At 62.4% G+C, this 18,425-nt stretch carries 18 protein-coding genes and 1 pseudogene; 15 read left to right on the top strand and 4 right to left on the bottom strand.

Annotated features, from left to right (window positions below; translation table 11 throughout):
• Positions 1–109: 109 nt before the first annotated feature.
• From fabB to EGJ86_RS21920, 3 genes are all read right to left on the bottom strand, one after another.
• The gene (fabB, locus tag EGJ86_RS21935) at positions 110–1,330 is read right to left on the bottom strand and encodes a beta-ketoacyl-ACP synthase I (RefSeq protein ID WP_125836618.1); all 1,221 of its coding nucleotides are present in this window, start codon (positions 1,328–1,330) and stop codon (positions 110–112) included.
• An 11-nt stretch (positions 1,331–1,341) separates the two neighbouring features.
• Positions 1,342–1,857, bottom strand: coding sequence for a 3-hydroxyacyl-[acyl-carrier-protein] dehydratase FabA (gene fabA, locus EGJ86_RS21930; protein WP_106732153.1), 516 nt, complete (start codon positions 1,855–1,857; stop codon positions 1,342–1,344).
• Positions 1,858–2,341: 484 nt separating this feature from the next.
• Complete coding sequence (locus EGJ86_RS21920; protein WP_177432907.1) at positions 2,342–4,240, bottom strand: response regulator; 1,899 nt, start codon at positions 4,238–4,240, stop codon at positions 2,342–2,344.
• 282 nt (positions 4,241–4,522) lie between these two features.
• Here EGJ86_RS21920 and EGJ86_RS21915 point away from each other — a divergent pair, with 282 nt between their 5' ends.
• The 11 genes from EGJ86_RS21915 to EGJ86_RS21865 all read left to right on the top strand — a co-directional run bounded on the left by EGJ86_RS21915 (position 4,523) and on the right by EGJ86_RS21865 (position 14,126).
• Complete coding sequence (locus EGJ86_RS21915; protein ID WP_125836616.1) at positions 4,523–5,545, top strand: NAD(P)H-dependent glycerol-3-phosphate dehydrogenase; 1,023 nt, start codon at positions 4,523–4,525, stop codon at positions 5,543–5,545.
• A gap of 29 nt (positions 5,546–5,574) precedes the next feature.
• Positions 5,575–5,922 carry a DUF4389 domain-containing protein gene (locus EGJ86_RS21910; protein WP_106732157.1) on the top strand — a complete coding sequence of 116 codons (348 nt, stop codon included), beginning with the start codon at positions 5,575–5,577 and terminating at the stop codon, positions 5,920–5,922.
• Positions 5,919–6,377: a phosphohistidine phosphatase SixA gene (gene sixA / locus EGJ86_RS21905; protein WP_125836615.1), complete on the top strand. Its 459-nt coding sequence runs from the start codon at positions 5,919–5,921 to the stop codon at positions 6,375–6,377. The genes EGJ86_RS21910 and sixA overlap by 4 nt, the downstream gene beginning before the upstream one ends.
• 182 nt (positions 6,378–6,559) lie before the next feature.
• Positions 6,560–8,227 carry an AMP-binding protein gene (locus EGJ86_RS21900; protein ID WP_125836614.1) on the top strand — a complete coding sequence of 556 codons (1,668 nt, stop codon included), beginning with the start codon at positions 6,560–6,562 and terminating at the stop codon, positions 8,225–8,227.
• A gap of 53 nt (positions 8,228–8,280) precedes the next feature.
• Positions 8,281–8,724: a hotdog fold thioesterase gene (locus EGJ86_RS21895; RefSeq protein ID WP_099523817.1), complete on the top strand. Its 444-nt coding sequence runs from the start codon at positions 8,281–8,283 to the stop codon at positions 8,722–8,724.
• Positions 8,725–8,782: 58 nt separating this feature from the next.
• Positions 8,783–9,586, top strand: coding sequence for an AraC family transcriptional regulator (locus tag EGJ86_RS21890; RefSeq protein ID WP_106732161.1), 804 nt, complete (start codon positions 8,783–8,785; stop codon positions 9,584–9,586).
• A 41-nt stretch (positions 9,587–9,627) separates the two neighbouring features.
• A complete protein-coding gene (locus EGJ86_RS21885; protein WP_125836613.1) occupies positions 9,628–10,260 on the top strand; it encodes a LysE family translocator in 633 nt (210 codons plus the stop codon).
• A 99-nt stretch (positions 10,261–10,359) separates the two neighbouring features.
• Positions 10,360–11,163 carry an alpha/beta fold hydrolase gene (locus tag EGJ86_RS21880; RefSeq protein ID WP_099523823.1) on the top strand — a complete coding sequence of 268 codons (804 nt, stop codon included), beginning with the start codon at positions 10,360–10,362 and terminating at the stop codon, positions 11,161–11,163.
• Positions 11,160–12,023: an alpha/beta fold hydrolase gene (locus EGJ86_RS21875; RefSeq protein WP_125836612.1), complete on the top strand. Its 864-nt coding sequence runs from the start codon at positions 11,160–11,162 to the stop codon at positions 12,021–12,023. Before EGJ86_RS21880 ends, EGJ86_RS21875 begins: the two co-directional genes overlap by 4 nt.
• A 139-nt stretch (positions 12,024–12,162) precedes the next feature.
• Complete coding sequence (locus EGJ86_RS21870; RefSeq protein WP_106732165.1) at positions 12,163–12,966, top strand: DUF4892 domain-containing protein; 804 nt, start codon at positions 12,163–12,165, stop codon at positions 12,964–12,966.
• Positions 12,967–13,040: 74 nt separating this feature from the next.
• The gene (locus EGJ86_RS21865) at positions 13,041–14,126 is read left to right on the top strand and encodes an AI-2E family transporter (protein ID WP_125836611.1); all 1,086 of its coding nucleotides are present in this window, start codon (positions 13,041–13,043) and stop codon (positions 14,124–14,126) included.
• On the opposite strand, the gene EGJ86_RS21860 is transcribed toward EGJ86_RS21865, so the two are convergent.
• A complete protein-coding gene (locus tag EGJ86_RS21860) occupies positions 14,127–15,137 on the bottom strand; it encodes a patatin-like phospholipase family protein (RefSeq protein WP_106732167.1) in 1,011 nt (336 codons plus the stop codon).
• 233 nt (positions 15,138–15,370) lie between these two features.
• On the opposite strand from EGJ86_RS21860, the gene EGJ86_RS21855 reads away from it, so the two are divergent.
• The 4 genes and pseudogenes from EGJ86_RS21855 (at position 15,371) to EGJ86_RS25710 (ending at position 18,390) form a co-directional block, all read left to right on the top strand.
• The gene (locus EGJ86_RS21855; protein WP_099523833.1) at positions 15,371–15,649 is read left to right on the top strand and encodes a hypothetical protein; all 279 of its coding nucleotides are present in this window, start codon (positions 15,371–15,373) and stop codon (positions 15,647–15,649) included.
• Positions 15,649–16,254: a flavin reductase family protein gene (locus EGJ86_RS21850; RefSeq protein ID WP_125836610.1), complete on the top strand. Its 606-nt coding sequence runs from the start codon at positions 15,649–15,651 to the stop codon at positions 16,252–16,254. The genes EGJ86_RS21855 and EGJ86_RS21850 overlap by 1 nt, the downstream gene beginning before the upstream one ends.
• Positions 16,255–16,422: 168 nt before the next feature.
• A pseudogene (locus EGJ86_RS25715) lies at positions 16,423–17,532 on the top strand (HAMP domain-containing protein); the annotation flags it as partial.
• Positions 17,515–18,390, top strand: coding sequence for a methyl-accepting chemotaxis protein (locus tag EGJ86_RS25710; protein ID WP_370605065.1), 876 nt, complete (start codon positions 17,515–17,517; stop codon positions 18,388–18,390). The pseudogene EGJ86_RS25715 and the gene EGJ86_RS25710, both read left to right, overlap by 18 nt.
• Positions 18,391–18,425: the final 35 nt, after the last annotated feature.

Here is an 18,425-nt window from a genome sequence, read left to right as displayed (position 1 = left end):
AACGACAATGCCCCCATCGACTGATGGAGGCATTGTCTTCACCTTGCACTCAGACTGCTAGGTTTTCACACAGTCTGCGAGGGCGCCGTTTCCTTTACCGCAGCAGCAGTTACTTGCCGGTCCAGCGCTTGAGCACCAGGGTGGCGTTGGTGCCGCCGAAGCCGAAGCTGTTGCTCATCACGGTATCGAGCTTGGCGTTCTCAACGGTGCTGAGCTGGATCGGCATATCAGCCACTTCCGGGTCGAGTTCGTCGATGTTGGCCGACGCGGCGATGAAGTTACCTTCCATCATCAGCATGCAGTAGATCGCTTCCTGCACGCCGGCAGCGCCGAGGCTGTGACCGGACAGGCTCTTGGTCGAGCTGATGGCTGGGGCCTTGTCGCCGAACACAGCGCGCACGCCTTTGATTTCCGCAACGTCGCCAACCGGCGTCGAGGTGCCGTGGGTGTTCAGGTAATCGATCGGGGTGTCGACAGTGGCCAGCGCCTGCTGCATGCAGCGGATAGCACCTTCACCGCTTGGGGCGACCATGTCGTAGCCATCGGAGGTCGCGCCGTAGCCGACGATTTCCGCGTAGATCTTGGCGCCACGGGCCAGAGCGTGTTCCAGCTCCTCGACCACGACCATGCCGCCACCGCCGGCGATGACGAAACCGTCACGCTTGGCGTCGTAGGCGCGCGAGGCTTTTTCCGGGGTCTCGTTGTACTGGGTGGAGAGGGCGCCCATGGCGTCGAACAGGCAGCTTTGGCTCCAATGTTCTTCTTCACCGCCGCCGGCGAAGACCACGTCCTGCTTGCCCAGCTGGATCTGCTCCATGGCCTGGCCGATGCAGTGTGCGCTGGTGGCGCAGGCCGAGGAGATGGAGAAGTTGACGCCCTTGATCTTGAACGGAGTGGCCAGGCACGCGGATACGGTGCTGCCCATGGTGCGAGTTACACGGTATGGGCCGATGCGCTTGACGCCTTTCTCGCGCAGGGTATCGATGGCTTCCATCTGGTTGACGGTGGAAGCACCACCGGAACCGGCGATCAGACCGGTACGCGGGTTGGAAATCTGCTCTTCGCTGAGGCCGGAGTCCTTGATCGCCTGTTCCATGGACAGGTAGGCGTAAGCCGCAGCGTCGCCCATGAAGCGGAACAGTTTGCGGTCGATCAGCTCTTCCAGATTCAGGTTGACCGAACCGGAGACATGACTGCGCAGGCCCATTTCGGCGTACGAGGGGTTGAAACGGATGCCTGATTTGCCCGCGCGAAGGCTGCCGGCAACGGCTTCTTTGTCATTGCCCAGGCAGGAAACGATGCCCAGACCGGTGATCACTACACGACGCATGTGCAAGTCCTTCAGAAACTGTCGGTGGAGGTGAACAGGCCGACGCGCAGGCCTTCGGCGCTGTAGATCTCGCGCCCGTCGACGGCCACGGTGCCATCGGCGATGCCGAGGATCAGCGAGCGGCTGATGGTGCGCTTGATGTGAATGTTGTAGGTGACCTTCTTGGCGGTCGGCAGTACCTGACCGAAGAATTTCACTTCGCCGCTACCCAGGGCGCGGCCGCGGCCGGGGTTGCCTTGCCAGCCGAGGTAGAAGCCGACCAGTTGCCACATGGCGTCGAGACCGAGGCAGCCTGGCATTACCGGGTCGCCCTCGAAGTGGCACGCAAAGAACCACAGGTCCGGATTGATATCGAGCTCAGCGACGATTTCGCCCTTGCCGTACTTGCCGCCGGTTTCGCTGATGTGAGCGATACGATCGATCATCAGCATGTTTGGGGCGGGCAGTTGCGCGTTCCCCGGGCCGAACAGTTCGCCGCGGCTGCAGGCGAGCAGGTCTTCCCGGGTGTAGGCGTTTTGTCTTGTCATGCGAGCTCCTCAATTGTCCCCACGCTTCTAAGGCTGGGCGAATCGTCCTGGCCGGCGACGTCTTTCTAAATGTAGGCGTCTGCCGGCAGCCTAGTCATAGACTGTTGCGTTGTGGTGAAAGTCACAGCGCAGTGAGTACAGTTGTACTCTGCTGGTTCTGCATTGTCACATTAGGGTCTGCTCCCGTTTCATTCGCGAGCCGCGTTGCTGCGAGAAATGGCCCCCGGTTAGGCGCAGGACGCCGGTAATGGCCGCCCCTTGCCAAGTCCTGCAACAACAGCGGGGGCCATTTCCCGTGCAACCCGAAGGGCCGGGCCTGTTTTGTCGCGATGCGGCGTTACTCGATGGCTCATTTGGGCGACCAAACTTCGCATCTCGCGCCTTGCCTCGCGACAAAACAGGCTCCGGCGCGACCGCGAATGAAACCGGAGCAGACCCTCGCAGTTTCCCCTTGTAACGCCGGCTTGTCACGGGCGCTACTCGCCTATGGTCGGGGTGACAGCCAGCGCAACAGAATGCGTTGCAAGTCTGCTCGTTTGAACGGCTTTGCCAGGTAATCGTTCATTCCCGCTTCCAGGCAGGCTTCGCGGTCACCCTGCAGGGCATTGGCGGTCAGGGCGATGATCGGCACCTGTTGGCATTGCTGGAGTTGGCGGATCTGCCGCGTCGCCTCGTAACCGTCCATCAGCGGCAGTCTGCAATCCATCAGGATGGCGGCGTAGTCGTGCTGGCTGCAGTTTTGTACGGCCTGCTGACCATCGCCGACCAGACTGACCTGATAGCCCAGGCTGCGCAGCATGGCTTCGATGACCGTCTGGTTGACCGGGTTGTCTTCCACCAGCAGCACTGCCTGGCCGTCGCCGCTGCTCAGGCTCTGATTGTCACTGCTTTGTGCCTGCTCGCTGCGGGCCAGAAAGGGTAAAGGTATCTCCAGGGTGAACACCGAGCCTTCGCCCAGTCGGCTTTCCGCGCGCAAGGTGCCGCCCATGCGCTCGGCCAAGGTGCGAGCGATCGGCAGGCCGAGGCCGGTGCCGCCGTAACGGCGGGAAATCGAGGTGTCGGCCTGCTGAAAGGCGTCGAACATGTGTTCCAGGCGCTCGTCGTCGATGCCAATACCGCTGTCGCGCACGGCGCAGGTGAACCACAGCACTTGGTCGTCCAGCTGCTGCCAGCGGGTTTGCACACGAATCTGGCCTTCTTCGGTGAACTTCAGTGCGTTGCCGATCAGGTTGACCAGAATCTGCCGGATGCGAGTGGGGTCGCCTTGCATCTCCAACTGCTCCAGGCCTGGCTGGTTTTCCAGCAGCAGTTTCAGGCCGCGTTGCTGGGCGCTGTGCTGGAACACCTGAACCGAACCCTGCAGTAGCTCCAGCAGGCTGAAAGGGATGGCCTCGAGCTCCAGTGCGCCGCGTTCGATCCGCGAGAAATCGAGGATATCGTTGATCACCTTGAGCAGGTGTTCGGTGGATTCGGTGGCCAGGGCGGCGTATTCGGTTTGCTCGTCATTCAGGCTGGTGGTTTCCAGCAGTTGCAGCATGCCCAGTACGCCATTCATCGGCGTGCGCAGTTCGTGGCTCATCATCGCCAGGAAGTCGGATTTGGCGCGGTTGGCCTGCTCGGACTCCTCACGCGCCTGGATCAGCTCGGCAATCGCCTTTTGCTGCTCGTGACCGCTCTGCTCGAGGGCGCAGGCGAGGTTGTTGATGTGCCGGGCGAGGTCGGTTAGCTCGTCATTACCGCGCTCGATCAGCGAAGGTCGATAATCGCCGCTCTGGATGCGTTCCAGAGCTTGGCTCATGGCGCTCAACGGCTGCGCCAGACGCCTGGCCAGGCGCCTGGCGAGGAGAAAGGTCAGCAGCAACGCCAGCAGCGACAGAATCCCGGCCTTGAACAGTATCTCCTGCTGGCGCGTGTTGAAGGTGTCGTTGGACATGCCCACTACCACCCGGCCCAGGTAGCCGTCGCCGAGTGTCTTGCCCAAAGGTGGCAGCGCTTGCGTGCGGGCAGGCTGGCCTTGCAGGCGAATGGGGGCCTGGAACACCTCGACTTGCGGCGTGCTATGGCCTTGTTCCTTGGGGCGTTCGACATACACCAGGATATTGTCGTCACGGTCGCGCACTTCGGCGAAGCGCACGTCGGGGGTGCTCAGGATGGCACGCAGCAGGCTTTCCAGTGTGTTGAGGTTGTCGTTGAGCACGCCGTATTCGGTGGCCGGCGCCAGTTGATTGGCGATCAGCTGGCCGATATGGCCCTGCTCCAAGCGCAGGTCCTGCAGGCGGGTGAAGGTGAGGAAGCCGGTCAGCAGCAGGGTCAGCAGCAGGGCCGGGCCGACACTGATCAGCTGGGTGCGGGTGTGAATGTTCCAGCCGCGACGCTGGTTCATGGCTCTACCATCCTTGGAAAGCGGCGCTGCTGCCTGACGAGAGGTGCAGGGTGGGGGCAAGGGGCTGCCTGTGGGCACGAATCGTCCTTGGCAATTAACGTCGATCCAGCATGTTAACCGACCCCACGCGCTTTGCCAGCGCCAGGTGTCTGCACTCTGCGGTAATTCTCGTTTGCCCCACCTAACTGACGGCCAGCGCTGAACTTTTGCCCTGGCCGGGCACTCTCGGCTCCGTATAATGCACGCAGACCGCCATTACCAATGGCCTCATTCGGAAGACCTATGACACAGCTCCAACCCATTGCCGTACTCGGCGGCGGCAGCTTCGGCACCGCTCTGGCCAACCTGCTGGCAGAGAACGGCCAGCGCGTCCTGCAATGGATGCGTGACCCCGAGCAGGCCGAGCAGATGCGCCAGAGTGGCGAAAACCCGCGCTACCTGAAGGGGGTCAAGCTGCATAGCGGTATCGAGCCGACCAGTGACCTCAGTGGTGTACTGCAGCAGGCCGAGCTGGTGCTGGTCGCATTGCCTTCCAGCGCCTTGCGCGATGCCCTGCAACCGGTGGCGCCACTGCTGGCAGGCAAGATGCTGATCAGCACCACCAAGGGCATCGAAGCCAAGACCTTCAAGCTGATGAGCCAGATTCTCGAGGAGATCGCTCCCGAGGCGCGTATTGGCGTGCTGTCCGGGCCGAATCTGGCCAAGGAAGTGGCTGATCACGCGCTGACCGCGACAGTGATCGCCAGTGAAGACGAAGAGCTGTGCTCGCGCGTGCAGCAGGCCTTGCATGGCCGGACCTTCCGCGTCTATGCCAGTGCCGACCGTTTCGGCGTCGAGCTCGGCGGCGCGTTGAAGAACGTTTACGCCATCATGTCCGGCATGGCGGCGGCGCTGGGCATGGGTGAGAACACCAAAAGCATGCTGATTACCCGTGCCCTGGCGGAAATGACCCGTTTCGCGGTCAAGCTCGGCGCCAACCCGATGACCTTTCTCGGTCTGGCTGGCGTCGGCGACCTGATCGTCACCTGTTCGTCACCGAAAAGCCGCAACTATCAGGTCGGCTTCGCCCTGGGCGAAGGCCTCAGCCTGGACGACGCGGTGCAGCGCCTTGGCGAAGTCGCCGAAGGGGTCAATACGCTGAAGGTACTCAAGGCCCGTGCCGAAGAACTGGACGTCTACATGCCGCTGGTCGCTGGCCTGCATGCCATCCTCTTCGAGGGGCGTACGCTGGCTCAGGTCATCGAATTGCTGATGCTCGGTGAACCCAAGACCGACGTCGATTTCATCCCCACTGCAGGTTTCTGAACCCGATAGCCAATCAAGGAGAGTGACTCATGAGCGATGAAAAGCAGGAGTTGGCGCGTGAATCGATTCTGTTGCGCATTCTGTGGATGGTGATCTTTCTCATCATCTGGCAGTTGGCCGAATTGCTGCTCGGCGCCGTGGTGCTGCTGCAGCTTGGTTATCGTCTGTTCTACGACGCGCCGAACGCCAGCCTGCTTGGCTTTGGCGACAGCCTCAGCCAGTACCTGGCGCAGATCGGTCGTTTCGGCACCTTCAATACCGATGAAAAACCTTGGCCGTTCGCCGATTGGCCAACGCCGCGTGCGCCTGAAGGCGAAACCGCGCACAGCATTCCTCCTGCGCCGCATCCTGTGCGCGATGAGGAGCCAAAGCTGTGAGGTTATGGCTGCTGCGCCATGGTGAGGCCGAGCCACAGGCGGCCAGTGATGCTGCTCGCGAGCTCACCGCTCATGGTCGCAAGGAAGTGCAGCAGGCCGCGGCTCAGCTCGCCGGCCGGCCGTTGACGGCCATCGTCGCCAGCCCCTATGTGCGTGCCCAGCAGACTGCCGAGCTGGTACGCAGCGAACTGGGGTTCACTGGCAAGATAAACACCGTGACCTGGCTGACGCCCGATAGCGATCCCCGTGAAGCCCTGAAGTATCTCGATGAGCGTGAGCGCGCAGAGGTGCTGCTGGTCAGCCATCAACCGCTGATTGGCGCGCTGGGTGGGCTGCTGGTACACGGTCACCGGCAGGAACCGCTGCCCATACGCACCGCCAGCCTGGCTGAGCTGGAAGGTGATATCCCGGCTGCCGGGCTGATGGAGCTTCTGGCGCTGATCCACCCCCGTTGACCCTTCGTTCTGTGGCGCCGCTTGTGGCGTCACAGCTGCGTCGTGCCTGGCCTGTCGCTTCTTGGCGGCAAATGTTCCAGGCGAGAAACATTTCTTAACTTGCACCTCTTTTGTCTGCGTGGAATATTCAACCAAGCAAGTGCTTGGTTGATTCCTACAAAAACAACAAAGGAGGAAGCCCTGTGGCTGATGCAATCCGTTTGCCGCTCGAGCTGTTTTACGAACGTGAAGCAAGGCACCCGAACAAACGCTACATGGTGCAACCTTTGGGGGGCGGCCAGCTGCTGGAGCTGAGCTGGGCCGATGTCGGTGAGCAGGCTCGTCGCGCAGCCAGTTGGTTGCGCAGTCGCGAGCTGCCACAGGGTAGCCGCATCGCCATCATCTCCAAGAACTGCGCGCACTGGATCGTTGCCGATCTGGCGATCTGGATGGCGGGCCACGTTTCGGTACCGTTGTATCCCAACCTGACTGCCGACTCGATGCGCCAGGTGCTGGAACATTCAGAAGCTGCTCTGGCCTTCGTCGGCAAGCTCGATGATTGGGCGTCGATGGCGCCGGGCCTGCCGCAGGGGTTGCCGACAGTCAGCCTGCCGCTACATCCGCAGGGCAGCTTCGACTACAGCTGGGATGACCTGCAGCGCAGCGCGCCTATTCAGGATGACCCCAAGCCCGCAGCCAACCAGCTGGCCACCATTATCTACACCTCAGGCACCACTGGCACGCCCAAGGGCGTGATGCACAACTTCTCCAATTTCGGTTTTGCCGCCAGCAACGCCATCAAGCTGTTCGGTGTGGGCGAGGATGATCGGCTGATCTCCTATCTGCCGCTGTGTCACGTGGCCGAGCGCATGTTCGTCGAGTTAGCGTCCATCTACGCGGGGCAGACGATCTTCTTTGCCGAGAGCCTGGATACCTTTCTGGAGGATCTCAAGCGCGCGCGGCCGACCGTGATGTTCGGCGTGCCGCGTATCTGGACCAAGTTCCAGATGGGCGTGTACAGCAAGATGCCGGCGCAGAAGCTCGAGCGCCTGCTGCGGCTGCCAATCATCGGCCATTTCATCGGTCGTAAGGTACTCGCCGGCCTTGGCCTGGACGCCATTCGCTACGCGCTGTCCGGCGCTGCGCCAGTGCCTGAAACACTGCTCAACTGGTATCGCCGCCTGGGCATGGAGATCCAGGAGGTTTATGGCATGACCGAGAACTGTGGTTACTCCCACGTCTGTTTGCCAGGCAAGTTCAAACAGGGCTGGATTGGCCAGAACAACCCGGGTGTCGAGGTGCGCATTGCCGAGGATGGCGAAGTTCAGGTGCGCAGTGGCGCGACCATGCAGGGCTACTTCAAGGACCCGATGAAGACCGCCGAGACGCTGACTGACGACGGCTTTCTGCGTACCGGGGACAAGGGCGAGCAGGACGCCGAAGGTAACCTGCGTCTTACCGGGCGTATCAAGGAAATCTTCAAGACCAGCAAGGGCAAGTATGTCGCGCCGGCACCGATCGAAAATCGCATCGGTGAACACTCGCGTATCGAGCAGGTGTGCGTGGTCGGCGACGGCCTGCCGCAGCCCATCGCTCTATGCGTGCTCTCCGATGTAGGGCGCCAGGAGGCGGCCAATGACAGCCGCGATGAGCTTGAAAGCAGCCTCAAGGCCTTGCTCGCCGAGGTCAATGGTCGTCTCGATCATCATGAGCGGCTGCAAGGCCTGGTACTGGTCAAGGAGGTCTGGGCGGTGGAGAACGGTTTCCTCACCCCAACCCTGAAGATCAAGCGCGCGGTTATCGAAGGCACCTACGGCGAGCGTTTCGCCGAATGGCAGCAGCGCAGCGAAGCCGTGCTCTGGCACGATTGAGTATCAGTGGGCCGGGCTGACCGGCCCGGTTTCAACGCACAAGGGACACGCTCATGGGATTGTGGCAACGAACGCCCGATATCGATGCACTCAACGCGACCTTGAAAAATAGCATCGGCGAGGTGCTGGACATTCGTTTCGACGCCTTCGACGACGAATCGCTCAGCGCCAGCATGGTGATCGACTCGCGCACTCATCAGCCATACGGCCTGCTGCACGGTGGCGCCTCGGTGGTGCTGGCGGAAACCCTCGGCTCCACCGCCAGCTACCTGTGCATCGACAGCAGCCGTTTCTACTGCGTCGGCCTGGAGGTCAATGCCAACCATCTACGCGGTTTGCGCAGCGGGCGCGTGCATGCAGTGGCGCGGCCAGTGCATCTGGGCCGCACCACGCATGTCTGGGATATTCGCCTGAGTGGCGATGACGGCAAGGCCAGTTGCATCTCGCGGCTGACCATGGCCATCGTGCCTCTGGGTGAGCAACCGCCGAAACTATAATTTTCGGCCTGCAATTTCATCCAAGATTTGCCTGATCCATGGCGCTACAGTACGCGCCATGGATCACATCACTCACATTCAAAGCAGCTTGCCCGGCGTTCGTCTGATCGACGCCGAGTACCGCCGCTTCGCCTTTCCTCGGCATTTTCATCTGGAATACCACGTCGGCCTGCTGATCCAGGGGCAGCATCGCTACGCCTATGGCGGTGAGCGCCGGCATGTCGGGGCAGGGGACGTGTTGTTGATGGCGCCGGAAGGGATTCATGACGGCGCCTGCCTCGATGGCCAGAGTTACCGCATTCGGGTGATGGCGTTCGATCCCTCCTGGTTGGATGAAGCCAGTCGCACCCTGAGTGAGGGGCGTCAAGGCGCGCCGAGACTGATCACCAGCAGTTTGCGTCACCCCCTGTTATCGCTGCATCTGCAGCGCTTTCACGCGGCGATGCTGGACGGCTCGCAACTGGCCCAGGAAGAAGCGCTCTGGCAGGCGTTGGCCCATTTGCTGGAGATGGGTTCGACGTTGCGTGTCAGCGAGCCGCATCGCGTTTTCGATCCGCGCACCTGGCAGCGGCTGCGCGACTGGCTGGAAAGTCGTCTGGACGATCCGCCTTCGTTGGATGAAATCGCCGCTTTCTGCGCCATGAGTCCGTGGCAGGCGTTGCGGCGTTTCCGCGAGCACACCGGCCTGCCACCGCATCAGTGGCTGACGCAGCTGCGTTTGCAGCGGGCATTGCCGCTGGTGCTGGCCGGTGAGCCTCTGAGCGAGATCGCCTTGCGCCTGGGCTTCTACGACCAGGCGCATTTCTCACGCTTGTTCCGCCGCACCTACGGTCTGCCACCGGCGCGTCTGCGTCAGGGCTGAGCCACTCACACATCGCGTTTTTCATGTTCCTGGAGATCACCATGCAGGAGACGTCCGTCTTGCTGTCGCTGGCTGCCGTGTTCGCGGTGGCCCTTATCAGTCCCGGCCCGGATGTGGCGCTGGTGGTGCGCACCGCCCTGCATCAAGGGCAGCGTGCAGGTTTGCTTAGTGCGCTTGGGCTAGCGTGCGGCATTCTTCTGCATGGCACGCTGGTGCTCAGTGGCGTGGCTTTGCTGCTCAGTCGCACCGAATGGTTGTTCGACCTGGTGCAGGTCGGCGGCGCGCTTTATCTGGGGTGGCTGGGCATTGGTGCGGTGCGGGCCTGGTGGCGCGGCGGCGCCGGGCCAACACGGTTGGAGGGCGAACTGGCGCCTTCGCTGTTCGGTCCCTGGCTGCGCGGTGTATTCACCAACCTGGGCAACCCCAAGGCACTGGTGTTCTTCCTGGCGCTGCTCAGCAGTCTGGTGCCGGCGGACATGTCGCTGCCCGGCAAGGTGGCCTGTGCTGCTCTGTTGTTCGGCCTGAGCCTGTTCTGGTTTGGCCTGCTCGGTATGACCCTGAGCCGACCGCTGATGCGTCAGCGGCTGCTGCAGGTGGCGCCGACCATCGACTTCGTTTGCGGCCTGGTATTTCTGCTGGTGGCGGCCAGTATCGTCGGACGTCTGCTGCTGTAGCTCTTACCATTGCGCCGCCATCAATGGCCGTTACGGTCATTGCCACTGCTGCGTAGCTGCCGGAGAATCCAGGCATATTCGCCTTCTCGAGTTTGATGCATGCCGCAGCCGGTCTTTTTCGCTCATGCCAACGGCTTTCCGTCCGCCACCTACGGCAAACTTTTCGCCGCGCTGGCGCCGGATTTTCAGGTGCAGCACCTGGAGCAGCACGGTCATGACTCGCGTTTTCCGGTCAATGACAACTGGTCGAATCTGGTCGATGAGCTGATCCATCATCTTGAGGACGGCGGCGAGCCGGTTTGGGGCGTTGGCCATTCGCTCGGCGGCGTGCTGCACTATCACGCCGCTTTGCTTCGCCCCGAGCTATATCGTGGGGTAGTGATGCTCGATTCGCCGGTGCTGACGCTGGCTGACCGCATGGTGATTCGCGCCGCCAAGCGCTTTGGTTTCATCGATCGCATCACGCCTGCCGGCCGTACCCTGGGGCGCCGCGAAGCCTTTGCCGATCTTGTCGAGGCGCGCGATTACTTCGCCGGCAAGAGCCTGTTCCGCCGCTTCGATCCCGAGTGTCTGGATGCCTATGTCAGTCACGGTCTGCAACGGGCGGAGCAGGGGCTGCGCCTGAAATTCGACCCGGCCACCGAGATCAGCATCTATCGCAGCGTGCCGCATACCTCGCCGGGTAGGCCGCAGCAGCTGGCTGTGCCGCTGGCCTTGGTGCGTGGCCGCCACAGTAGAGTGGTATTACCGCATCATGCGCATCTGCTGCGGCGCATGCCGCGGGCCGAATATCACAACCTGCCGGGCGGACACATGTTCCCGCTGGAGCGCCCTCAGGCGACTGCCGACCTTTTGCGTCAGCTGTTCACCCGTTGGGCTGGTAGCCAGGAGCAACGTGCATGAGCATGGGTTTCGAGGAAGTTCGTCTGAGTTTGCCGCATATCGAGCTGGCCGCTCATCTCTACGGGCCGGAGGACGGTGTGCCGGTGCTGGCGCTGCACGGTTGGCTGGATAACGCGGCGAGCTTCGCGCGGCTGGCGCCGAAGCTCGAGGGGGTGCGCATCGTCGCCCTGGACTTCGCCGGTCATGGTCACTCCGAGCATCGTTCGGCTGGCGCCGGTTACGCGCTATGGGACTATGCCTTTGACGTCCTGCAGGTCGCCGAGCAGTTTGGCTGGGAGCGATTTTCCATCCTGGGTCACTCCATGGGCGCGATCACTGCGGTGTTGCTGGCAGGGGCGATGCCGGAGCGGATCGCGCGCTTGGCGCTGATTGACGGGCTGGTGCCTTATACCGGTGAGGCCGAACAGGCGCCGGAAAAGCTGGGTGAAGCGCTGCGCGCCAGGCAGGCGCTCACCGACAAGCGCAAGCCGGTGTATGCCGAGATGGCGCGTGCTGTCGAAGCTCGTATGAAGGGCGTGGGGGCGGGCAGTCGTGAGGCGGCCGAACTGCTTGCGCAGCGAGGGTTGATGCCGGTGCCGGGCGGTTACACCTGGCGTACCGATAGCCGCCTGACCCTGCCGTCGCCGCTGCGTCTGAGCTGGGCCCATGCCCAAGCGTTCGTTCGCGCGCTGCAATGCCCGGTCAGCCTGGTGTTGGCGGAGCAGGGCATGATGGGCGCGCAGTCGGCCGTGCGCAGCTTGCTGCAGAATCTGCCGTTCGACGTGCACCGTCTGCCCGGCGGACACCACCTGCATCTGGATGATGAAGCCGGCGCGCAGCTCGTAGCGGATTGTTTCAATCCATTCCTGCGCTTGCCTTGACTTGCCTGCAGTCGTGGGGAAAGGTGTGGCGGTCTGCCATGGAGGATCGCATGATCGACCCGTTAAACGTCGCCACTCGCTGCTCAGCAAGCCCGTCTGCCGCTTCCCTTCAACAGGTTTCCACTCGATGACGGGGCGCATGAAGCTGTTCTCGGCAGCGCTTGCCACCTTTTGCAGTGGGGCCGTGCTGGCAGCCGATCTGCCTGGCAGTCGCGACCTTGAGGTATTGCCGCGTTTCCCCGCCAGTCACATCGTCGCCTTCAAGGAAGCGCCTGATGTTGAGCGCATCTACCCGCAAGGCTCCATTCGCCGCATCAGCGGGCGGTTGCGCTATGAGCGGGAGGTTCTGGTACAGGGCCAGCACAGCGCGGTGACTTATGAACTGCCACGCACCCACAGTGCCGATCAGGTCTTCACCGAAGCGCGGGAAACCCTGCTGGAGAAGGGCGCGGAACTGCTTTACTGGTGCCAAGGCCGAGAATGTGGCGCGAGCAGCCTGTGGGCCAACTCGGTGTTCGGTAACGCCACGCTGTATGGCTCCGACGACCAGCAGGCGTATGCACTGTTGCGCCTGGCCGAGCCGAACCACGAGAGCTTGCTGGCGCTGTACAGCATCACCCGTGGAAATCGCCGCGCTTACTTGCATGCCGAGCAACTGGATGCTGAAGCCCCTCTGGGGGTATTGCTGCCGACGCCCGCGACCTTGCTGCGTCAGTTGCGTACCGATGGGCAACTGAAACTGCCCGACGAAGCCAAGGCCGACAGCGCCTGGGTGGAAGTGCTGGCGCGCAGTCTCAATCTCGACAGCACCTTGCGCGTCAGCCTCGCCGGTAGCCAGGCCGAAGCCTGGCGCGAGGCGTTGATCGAGCAGCGTGTGCGCGAAGCCCGCCTGGAGTTGGGTGAAAGTTCGGATGAAACACTGAGCGTGCGTTTGTTGCGTTAAGCTAGCACTCGCAATCGCCATAACAGAGCGCCCGTAAGGGCGCTTTGTCGTTTCGTCGAATGGAGTTTCGCTTGATGGCCACTAATGATCGTCTGCTGGTGCAGATTCTTCTGCTCGGCCTGCTGGCCGCCAGCCTCTGGGTGCTGGCACCATTCTGGTCGGCGTTGTTCTGGGCCGCCGTGCTGGCCTTTGCCAGCTGGCCGCTGATGCGTCTGCTGACGCAGTTGCTCAATGGGCGCATGTCGCTGGCAGCGGGCATCCTCACCGGCGTCTGGGTGATCATGGTGGCGGTGCCGCTGGTGTGGCTGGGGTTCAACCTGGCTGACCATATCAAGGATGCCAACGCGTTGGTCAAGGATCTGCAGGTCGAAGGTCTACCGCCACCGCCAAGCTGGCTGGGCAGTATTCCGCTGGTTGGTGATCGCCTGGTGGAGCTGTGGCGCACCATCGATCAGCAGGGCGCAGCCTTCTTCGATACGCTGCGGCCCTATCTGGGGCAGGTCGGCAACTGGCTGGTGGCACGTAGTGCGAAGATCGGTGCGGGCATGGTCGAACTGGCCCTGAGCCTGGTGCTGGTGTTCTTTTTCTACCGTGACGGGCCGCGCCTGGCGGTGTTCGTGCACAGCCTGCTGGAACGACTGATCGGTGAGCGTGCCGATCATTACCTGGAGCTGGTCGCCGGCACCGTGCAGCGGGTGGTAAACGGCGTGATTGGCACCGCCGCCGCGCAGGCCGTGCTGGCTTACATCGGTTTCGTCATCGCCGGGGTGCCGGGCGCCCTGGTGCTGGGCCTGCTGACCTTCGCCTTCAGCTTCATCATGATCCCTCCGCTGATTTGGGGCCCCGCCGTGGCCTGGTTGGTGTGGCAGGGCGAGATCGGCATGGCGATCTTCCTGGGTATCTGGGGCTTTTTCATCATCAGTGGGGTGGACAACATCCTCAAACCCTACCTGATCAGCCGTGGCGGCAACCTGCCGCTGGTGGTGGTGCTGCTCGGCGTATTCGGCGGCATTCTGGCCTTCGGCTTCATGGGCCTGTTCCTTGGCCCGACCTTGCTGGCGGTGGCCTACAGCCTGCTCAGCGACTGGGTGGCGGACAAGGCGCCGCCGGCAGAAGCAGTGGTCGACAAACCACTGCCGGGCGAGGAAACACGCGTCTGATCAGCCGCGTTCGCTTTCGTATTTATCGAGGGTGTCGCGAGCGATCTGCCGACCCAGCATGATCAGCTCCGGCGCCTTGTAGAACTCGAAGAAGCGGCAGGCCCGCTTGGGTACGTTGATCAGGATGTCCGGCGGGTAGCCGGCGATCTTGTACTGCGCCAATGAGGTCTGCATCACCTCGAAGCTCTGGTTGACCAGCTCCAGTAGTGACGCCGGCCCGCTGAATTCGGCTACCCGTGAGCCGCTGGCGGATTTTGGCGCGGGTTCATCATCCTCTTTGCGACTAGGCGCCGCGGCCGGGCTGATGTCATCGGCGAGGCTCTGTTCCTCGGCGAGCAGCAGGGTTTCGTCCTCGCTCTTGCGGCGAAAACTGGGCAGACGCGAGCCGAGCGACGTCATCAACTGGTCGATGCGCCCCTTGAGAGCGGCAGGGCGTTCGATCACTGGCAACTGGTAGTGATTCTGGTTGGTGGCGTTGAGGTTGACCGCGATGATCAGGTCGCAGTGGCTGGACACCACCGGGACGATCGGCAACGGGTTGAGCAGGCCGCCGTCGACCAGCATGCGCTTGCCCTGGATGACCGGGGTGAATAGGCTCGGGATCGCCGCCGAGGCACGCATCGCCTGGTGCAGGCAGCCTTCCTGGAACCAGATTTCCTGCTGGTTGGTGAGATCGGTGGCGACGGCGGTGAAGGGGATGGCGAGGTTTTCGATATCCACGTCGCCAACGATTTCCTGAATGCGCCCGAACACGCGCTCACCGCGAATCGCACCGAGACGGAAGCTGACATCGAGCAGGCGCAGCACGTCGAGATAATCCAGGCTTTCCGTCCATTCACGGTATTCGCGCAACTTGCCGGCAGCGAAAATACCGCCGACCACCGCGCCCATCGAGCAGCCGGCGATGCAGCCGATTTCATAACCGCGCGCTTGCAATTCCTCGATCACGCCGATGTGCGCATAGCCGCGCGCACCTCCGGAGCCCAGCACCAGCGCCACTTTCTTGCTCATCGATAACTTCCCTCTGTGAAGGCTCCGACCTTACTCGGGCGCTGAGGCTCAGCCAAGGGCGCGTTTGCTAGAATCTGCCGGCTGACGCTTCGCAGGGGCGATGGGCTCGCCATCCGTTCGTCGGCGCCGGTATGATCAGGCAAGCGAAGCGGCGGGCGCCGGGCACTTTCCCCATGCCGCAGCGTCATAGTCTGGGCCAACCCGTAGTCATATCCGTTCGAGGAGTGTGGTCGATGAAACACTGGATCTGTTTGCCGCTGCTTGCGGTGACGCTCGTCGGCTGTGCCGGCAAGACCGTCTACCGTGAGACCTGCGCCAATCAGCTGGATGCCGCCTGGAAGGAACTGAGCATCGCCGAGGCCGAAGGCTTCGCCGGTACCGTGAGCTATTCCAAGGCATTCTCTCTGCTCACCGCTGCCAAGACCCAGCAGCAGTTTGAAGCCTACGCAGGCTGTACCAGCAAGGCCGAACGTGCGCGCTTCTACATTCGTGAATCGCGAGCGGGGCGTTGATGCAACTCGATTTCGCCGATCTGAGCCCGCTTGAGGCCTACCGCTGGCTGGCCTCCAGTGTCACCCCGCGGCCCATCGCCTGGGTTTCGACCCGCTCGACCGACGGCGTGGCCAACCTGGCGCCGTTCAGTTTCTTTCAGGTGATCAGCGACAACCCCCCGACCTTGCTGGTCAACGTCAATACTCGCGATGACGGCAGCCTCAAGGACAGCCTGCGCAATGCCCAGGCCAGTGGCGAACTGGCGATCCAACTGGTCAGCTTCGCCCAGGCCGAGGCGATGAATGCCAGTGCTGCGATCCTGCCCCATGAGGTCAGCGAGTTCACCCGCTGTGGTATCGCCAGCCAGCCGTGTGAGCGCATCGACGTGCAGCGCGTCGTTGGTGCAGCGGTGACCTTCGAATGCCGCGTAGCGCAGATCCAGCCCTATCCGCCGCAACAGCCCAATTGCCACCTGATCTTCGCCGAAGTGCTGCTGGCGCACATCGATGATGCGGTGCTCAACGAGCAGGGACGTATCGACCCGCTCAAGCTCGATCTGGTCGGTCGCCTGGGGGGCAGCGCCTACTGCCGCACACGGGATCTTTTCCAGATGCAGCGGCCCTGAACCCGTTCTGAAAACGACGTCGAGTTAACTCTCCCGGCCATATTGCTGTCTGCTGGCTTGTCGCCAGTAATGTTGCACTCCTATGTTCCAGAATTGTCTGGCCGTTGAATAACGCAGGTAGTTTTTCAACGGCCTGTTTGGGCTGGCTGCAGTAGGCAGGGGGGTGTCATGGGTGGCTCATTGAGCAAGCGGCTGGCCAGTCTGAGCACGGCCAGCAAGTTGATGCTGGGTTTTGCTCTGGTATTGATTCTGACTGTTCTGGTAGCGGTTACTGGTCTGCTGGCGTTGCGCGAAGTCAGTGCTGGCGCCGAGCTGCAGCAACGCATGAGTGCGCTTGGCGAGCAGGTGCTGCGCATGCGCCAGAGTGAGCAGGCGTTCGCGCTGAGTGGCGACAGCCAGCACGCCGAGCGGCTGGCAGAGCAGGCTGAGAGTATTTTGCAGGCCGGACAGGCACTGCAAGGTGAGCTCGATAGCGACACGGCTGCCATTCTGGCGCAGGTCGAGCCCGCACTTGCCGACTACCGCAGCGCTTTTGCCCGTTACGTTGAACTCACCGACAACATGCAGCTGTCCCTGCAAGCCGCTGACTGGCTGGTGGTCAGTGCGGCCAACAGCCTGGATCTGCTGCAGGAGGGGTTGGCCGAAGATGGCGTCGACCTGCTCAAGAGCACCCAAGGGGAGCGTGGTGGTGACTCGGTTGCGCAGGCTGGCAAGGTCAGCAAGATCCATCAGTTGCTGCTGCAGGCGTTGGATCAGGCACGCCAGCGTCTGGAGACCAGTCGGCGCAGCGATAGCAGTGAGCAGGCGGAAATTGCCCAGGCCGGCGAGGCGCAAGCCCTGGCTGCCGAATTGCGCGATGCGCTGGATGATCCCGGTTATGCCGCGGTGCTTGGTGAGGTGGTGGTCAATGTCGACTCCTTCAATGAGCGTCTGAAGGAATACGCCACCCAGTTGCAGCAACAAAAACAGGTATATGGGCAACTGGTTGCTCAGGTCGAGCAGTTGCTGCAGCGGGTCGAGCTGGCCCTAGAAACCCAGCGTCAGGCCATGCATGCCGAGCGTCAGGCCAGCAGTGGCCTGATCATCGCGGCGGCGGCCCTGGCGCTGCTGTTTGGCCTCAGCGCGGCAATCATGATCAGCCTGGCCATCGTGCGTCCGCTCAAGCGAGTGATCGGCCTCGCTGAATCCATCGCCGCTGGCGACCTCAGTGTGCGCATCGAACTGGATCGTCGTGACGAGATCGGTCAGTTACTCGCTGCCATGCAAGGAATGTCCGCCAACCTGCGCGATATGGTTGGTCGCCTTCAGGGGGGCGTGGCGCAGATTTCCAGTTCTGCCCAGACCCTCTCGACCACTGCCGAGCAGACGCGCCAGGGCGTCAATGGTCAGAAGCTGGAGACCGATCAGGTCGCCACCGCCATGAGTCAGATGACGGCCACGGTGCACGAGGTGGCGCGCAATGCCGAGGCCGCAGCAGCTTCCACCGAGCAGGCTGACCAGCGTGTCGGTGCCGGTAGCCAGGTAGTGCGCCAGACCCTGCAGCGCATCGAACAATTGGCTCGTGCCATGGACGCAACCACCGAGAGCATTCAGCGCCTGAGCCAGGACACTCAGCGTATCGATGCGGTACTCGACGTGATCAAGAGCGTTGCCGAACAAACTAACCTGCTGGCGCTCAACGCGGCCATCGAAGCGGCGCGTGCCGGAGAGCAGGGGCGTGGCTTTGCTGTGGTTGCCGATGAGGTACGGGCGTTGGCAAAACGCACTCAGCAATCCACCGCGGAAATCGAGTCGCTGATCGCGGCCTTGCGCGAGGGTAGCCGCCGCGCCGTGACGGACATGGAGCAGAGCGCCAGCCTGGTGAACCTCACGGTTGGCGACGCCAACCAGACCGAAGGCGCTCTGGCGGCCATTGCCGAGGCGGTGAGCCTGATCTCGGAGATGAACCAGCAGATCGCTGCCGCGGCCGAGCAGCAGACCGCCGTGGCCGAGGAAATCAACCGCAGCGTCACCTCGATCCGCGATATTGCCGATCAGTCAGCTACGGCCATGGACGAAACCGCTGCGTCGAGCATCCAGCTGGCTGAGCTGGGGCGGGAGCTGCAGGGCATGGCAGGGCACTTTCGCCTGACATAGCGTCTGCCCTCACAGTTTCGTGAGCAAACTTTACA

The sequence above is a fragment of the Pseudomonas sp. o96-267 genome, assembly GCF_003935465.1.
GTDB classification, from domain to species: Bacteria; Pseudomonadota; Gammaproteobacteria; order Pseudomonadales; family Pseudomonadaceae; genus Aquipseudomonas; species Aquipseudomonas sediminis.
The sequence above is the reverse complement of the archived record's forward strand: the minus strand, read 5'-3'. Positions and strand labels throughout refer to the sequence as shown.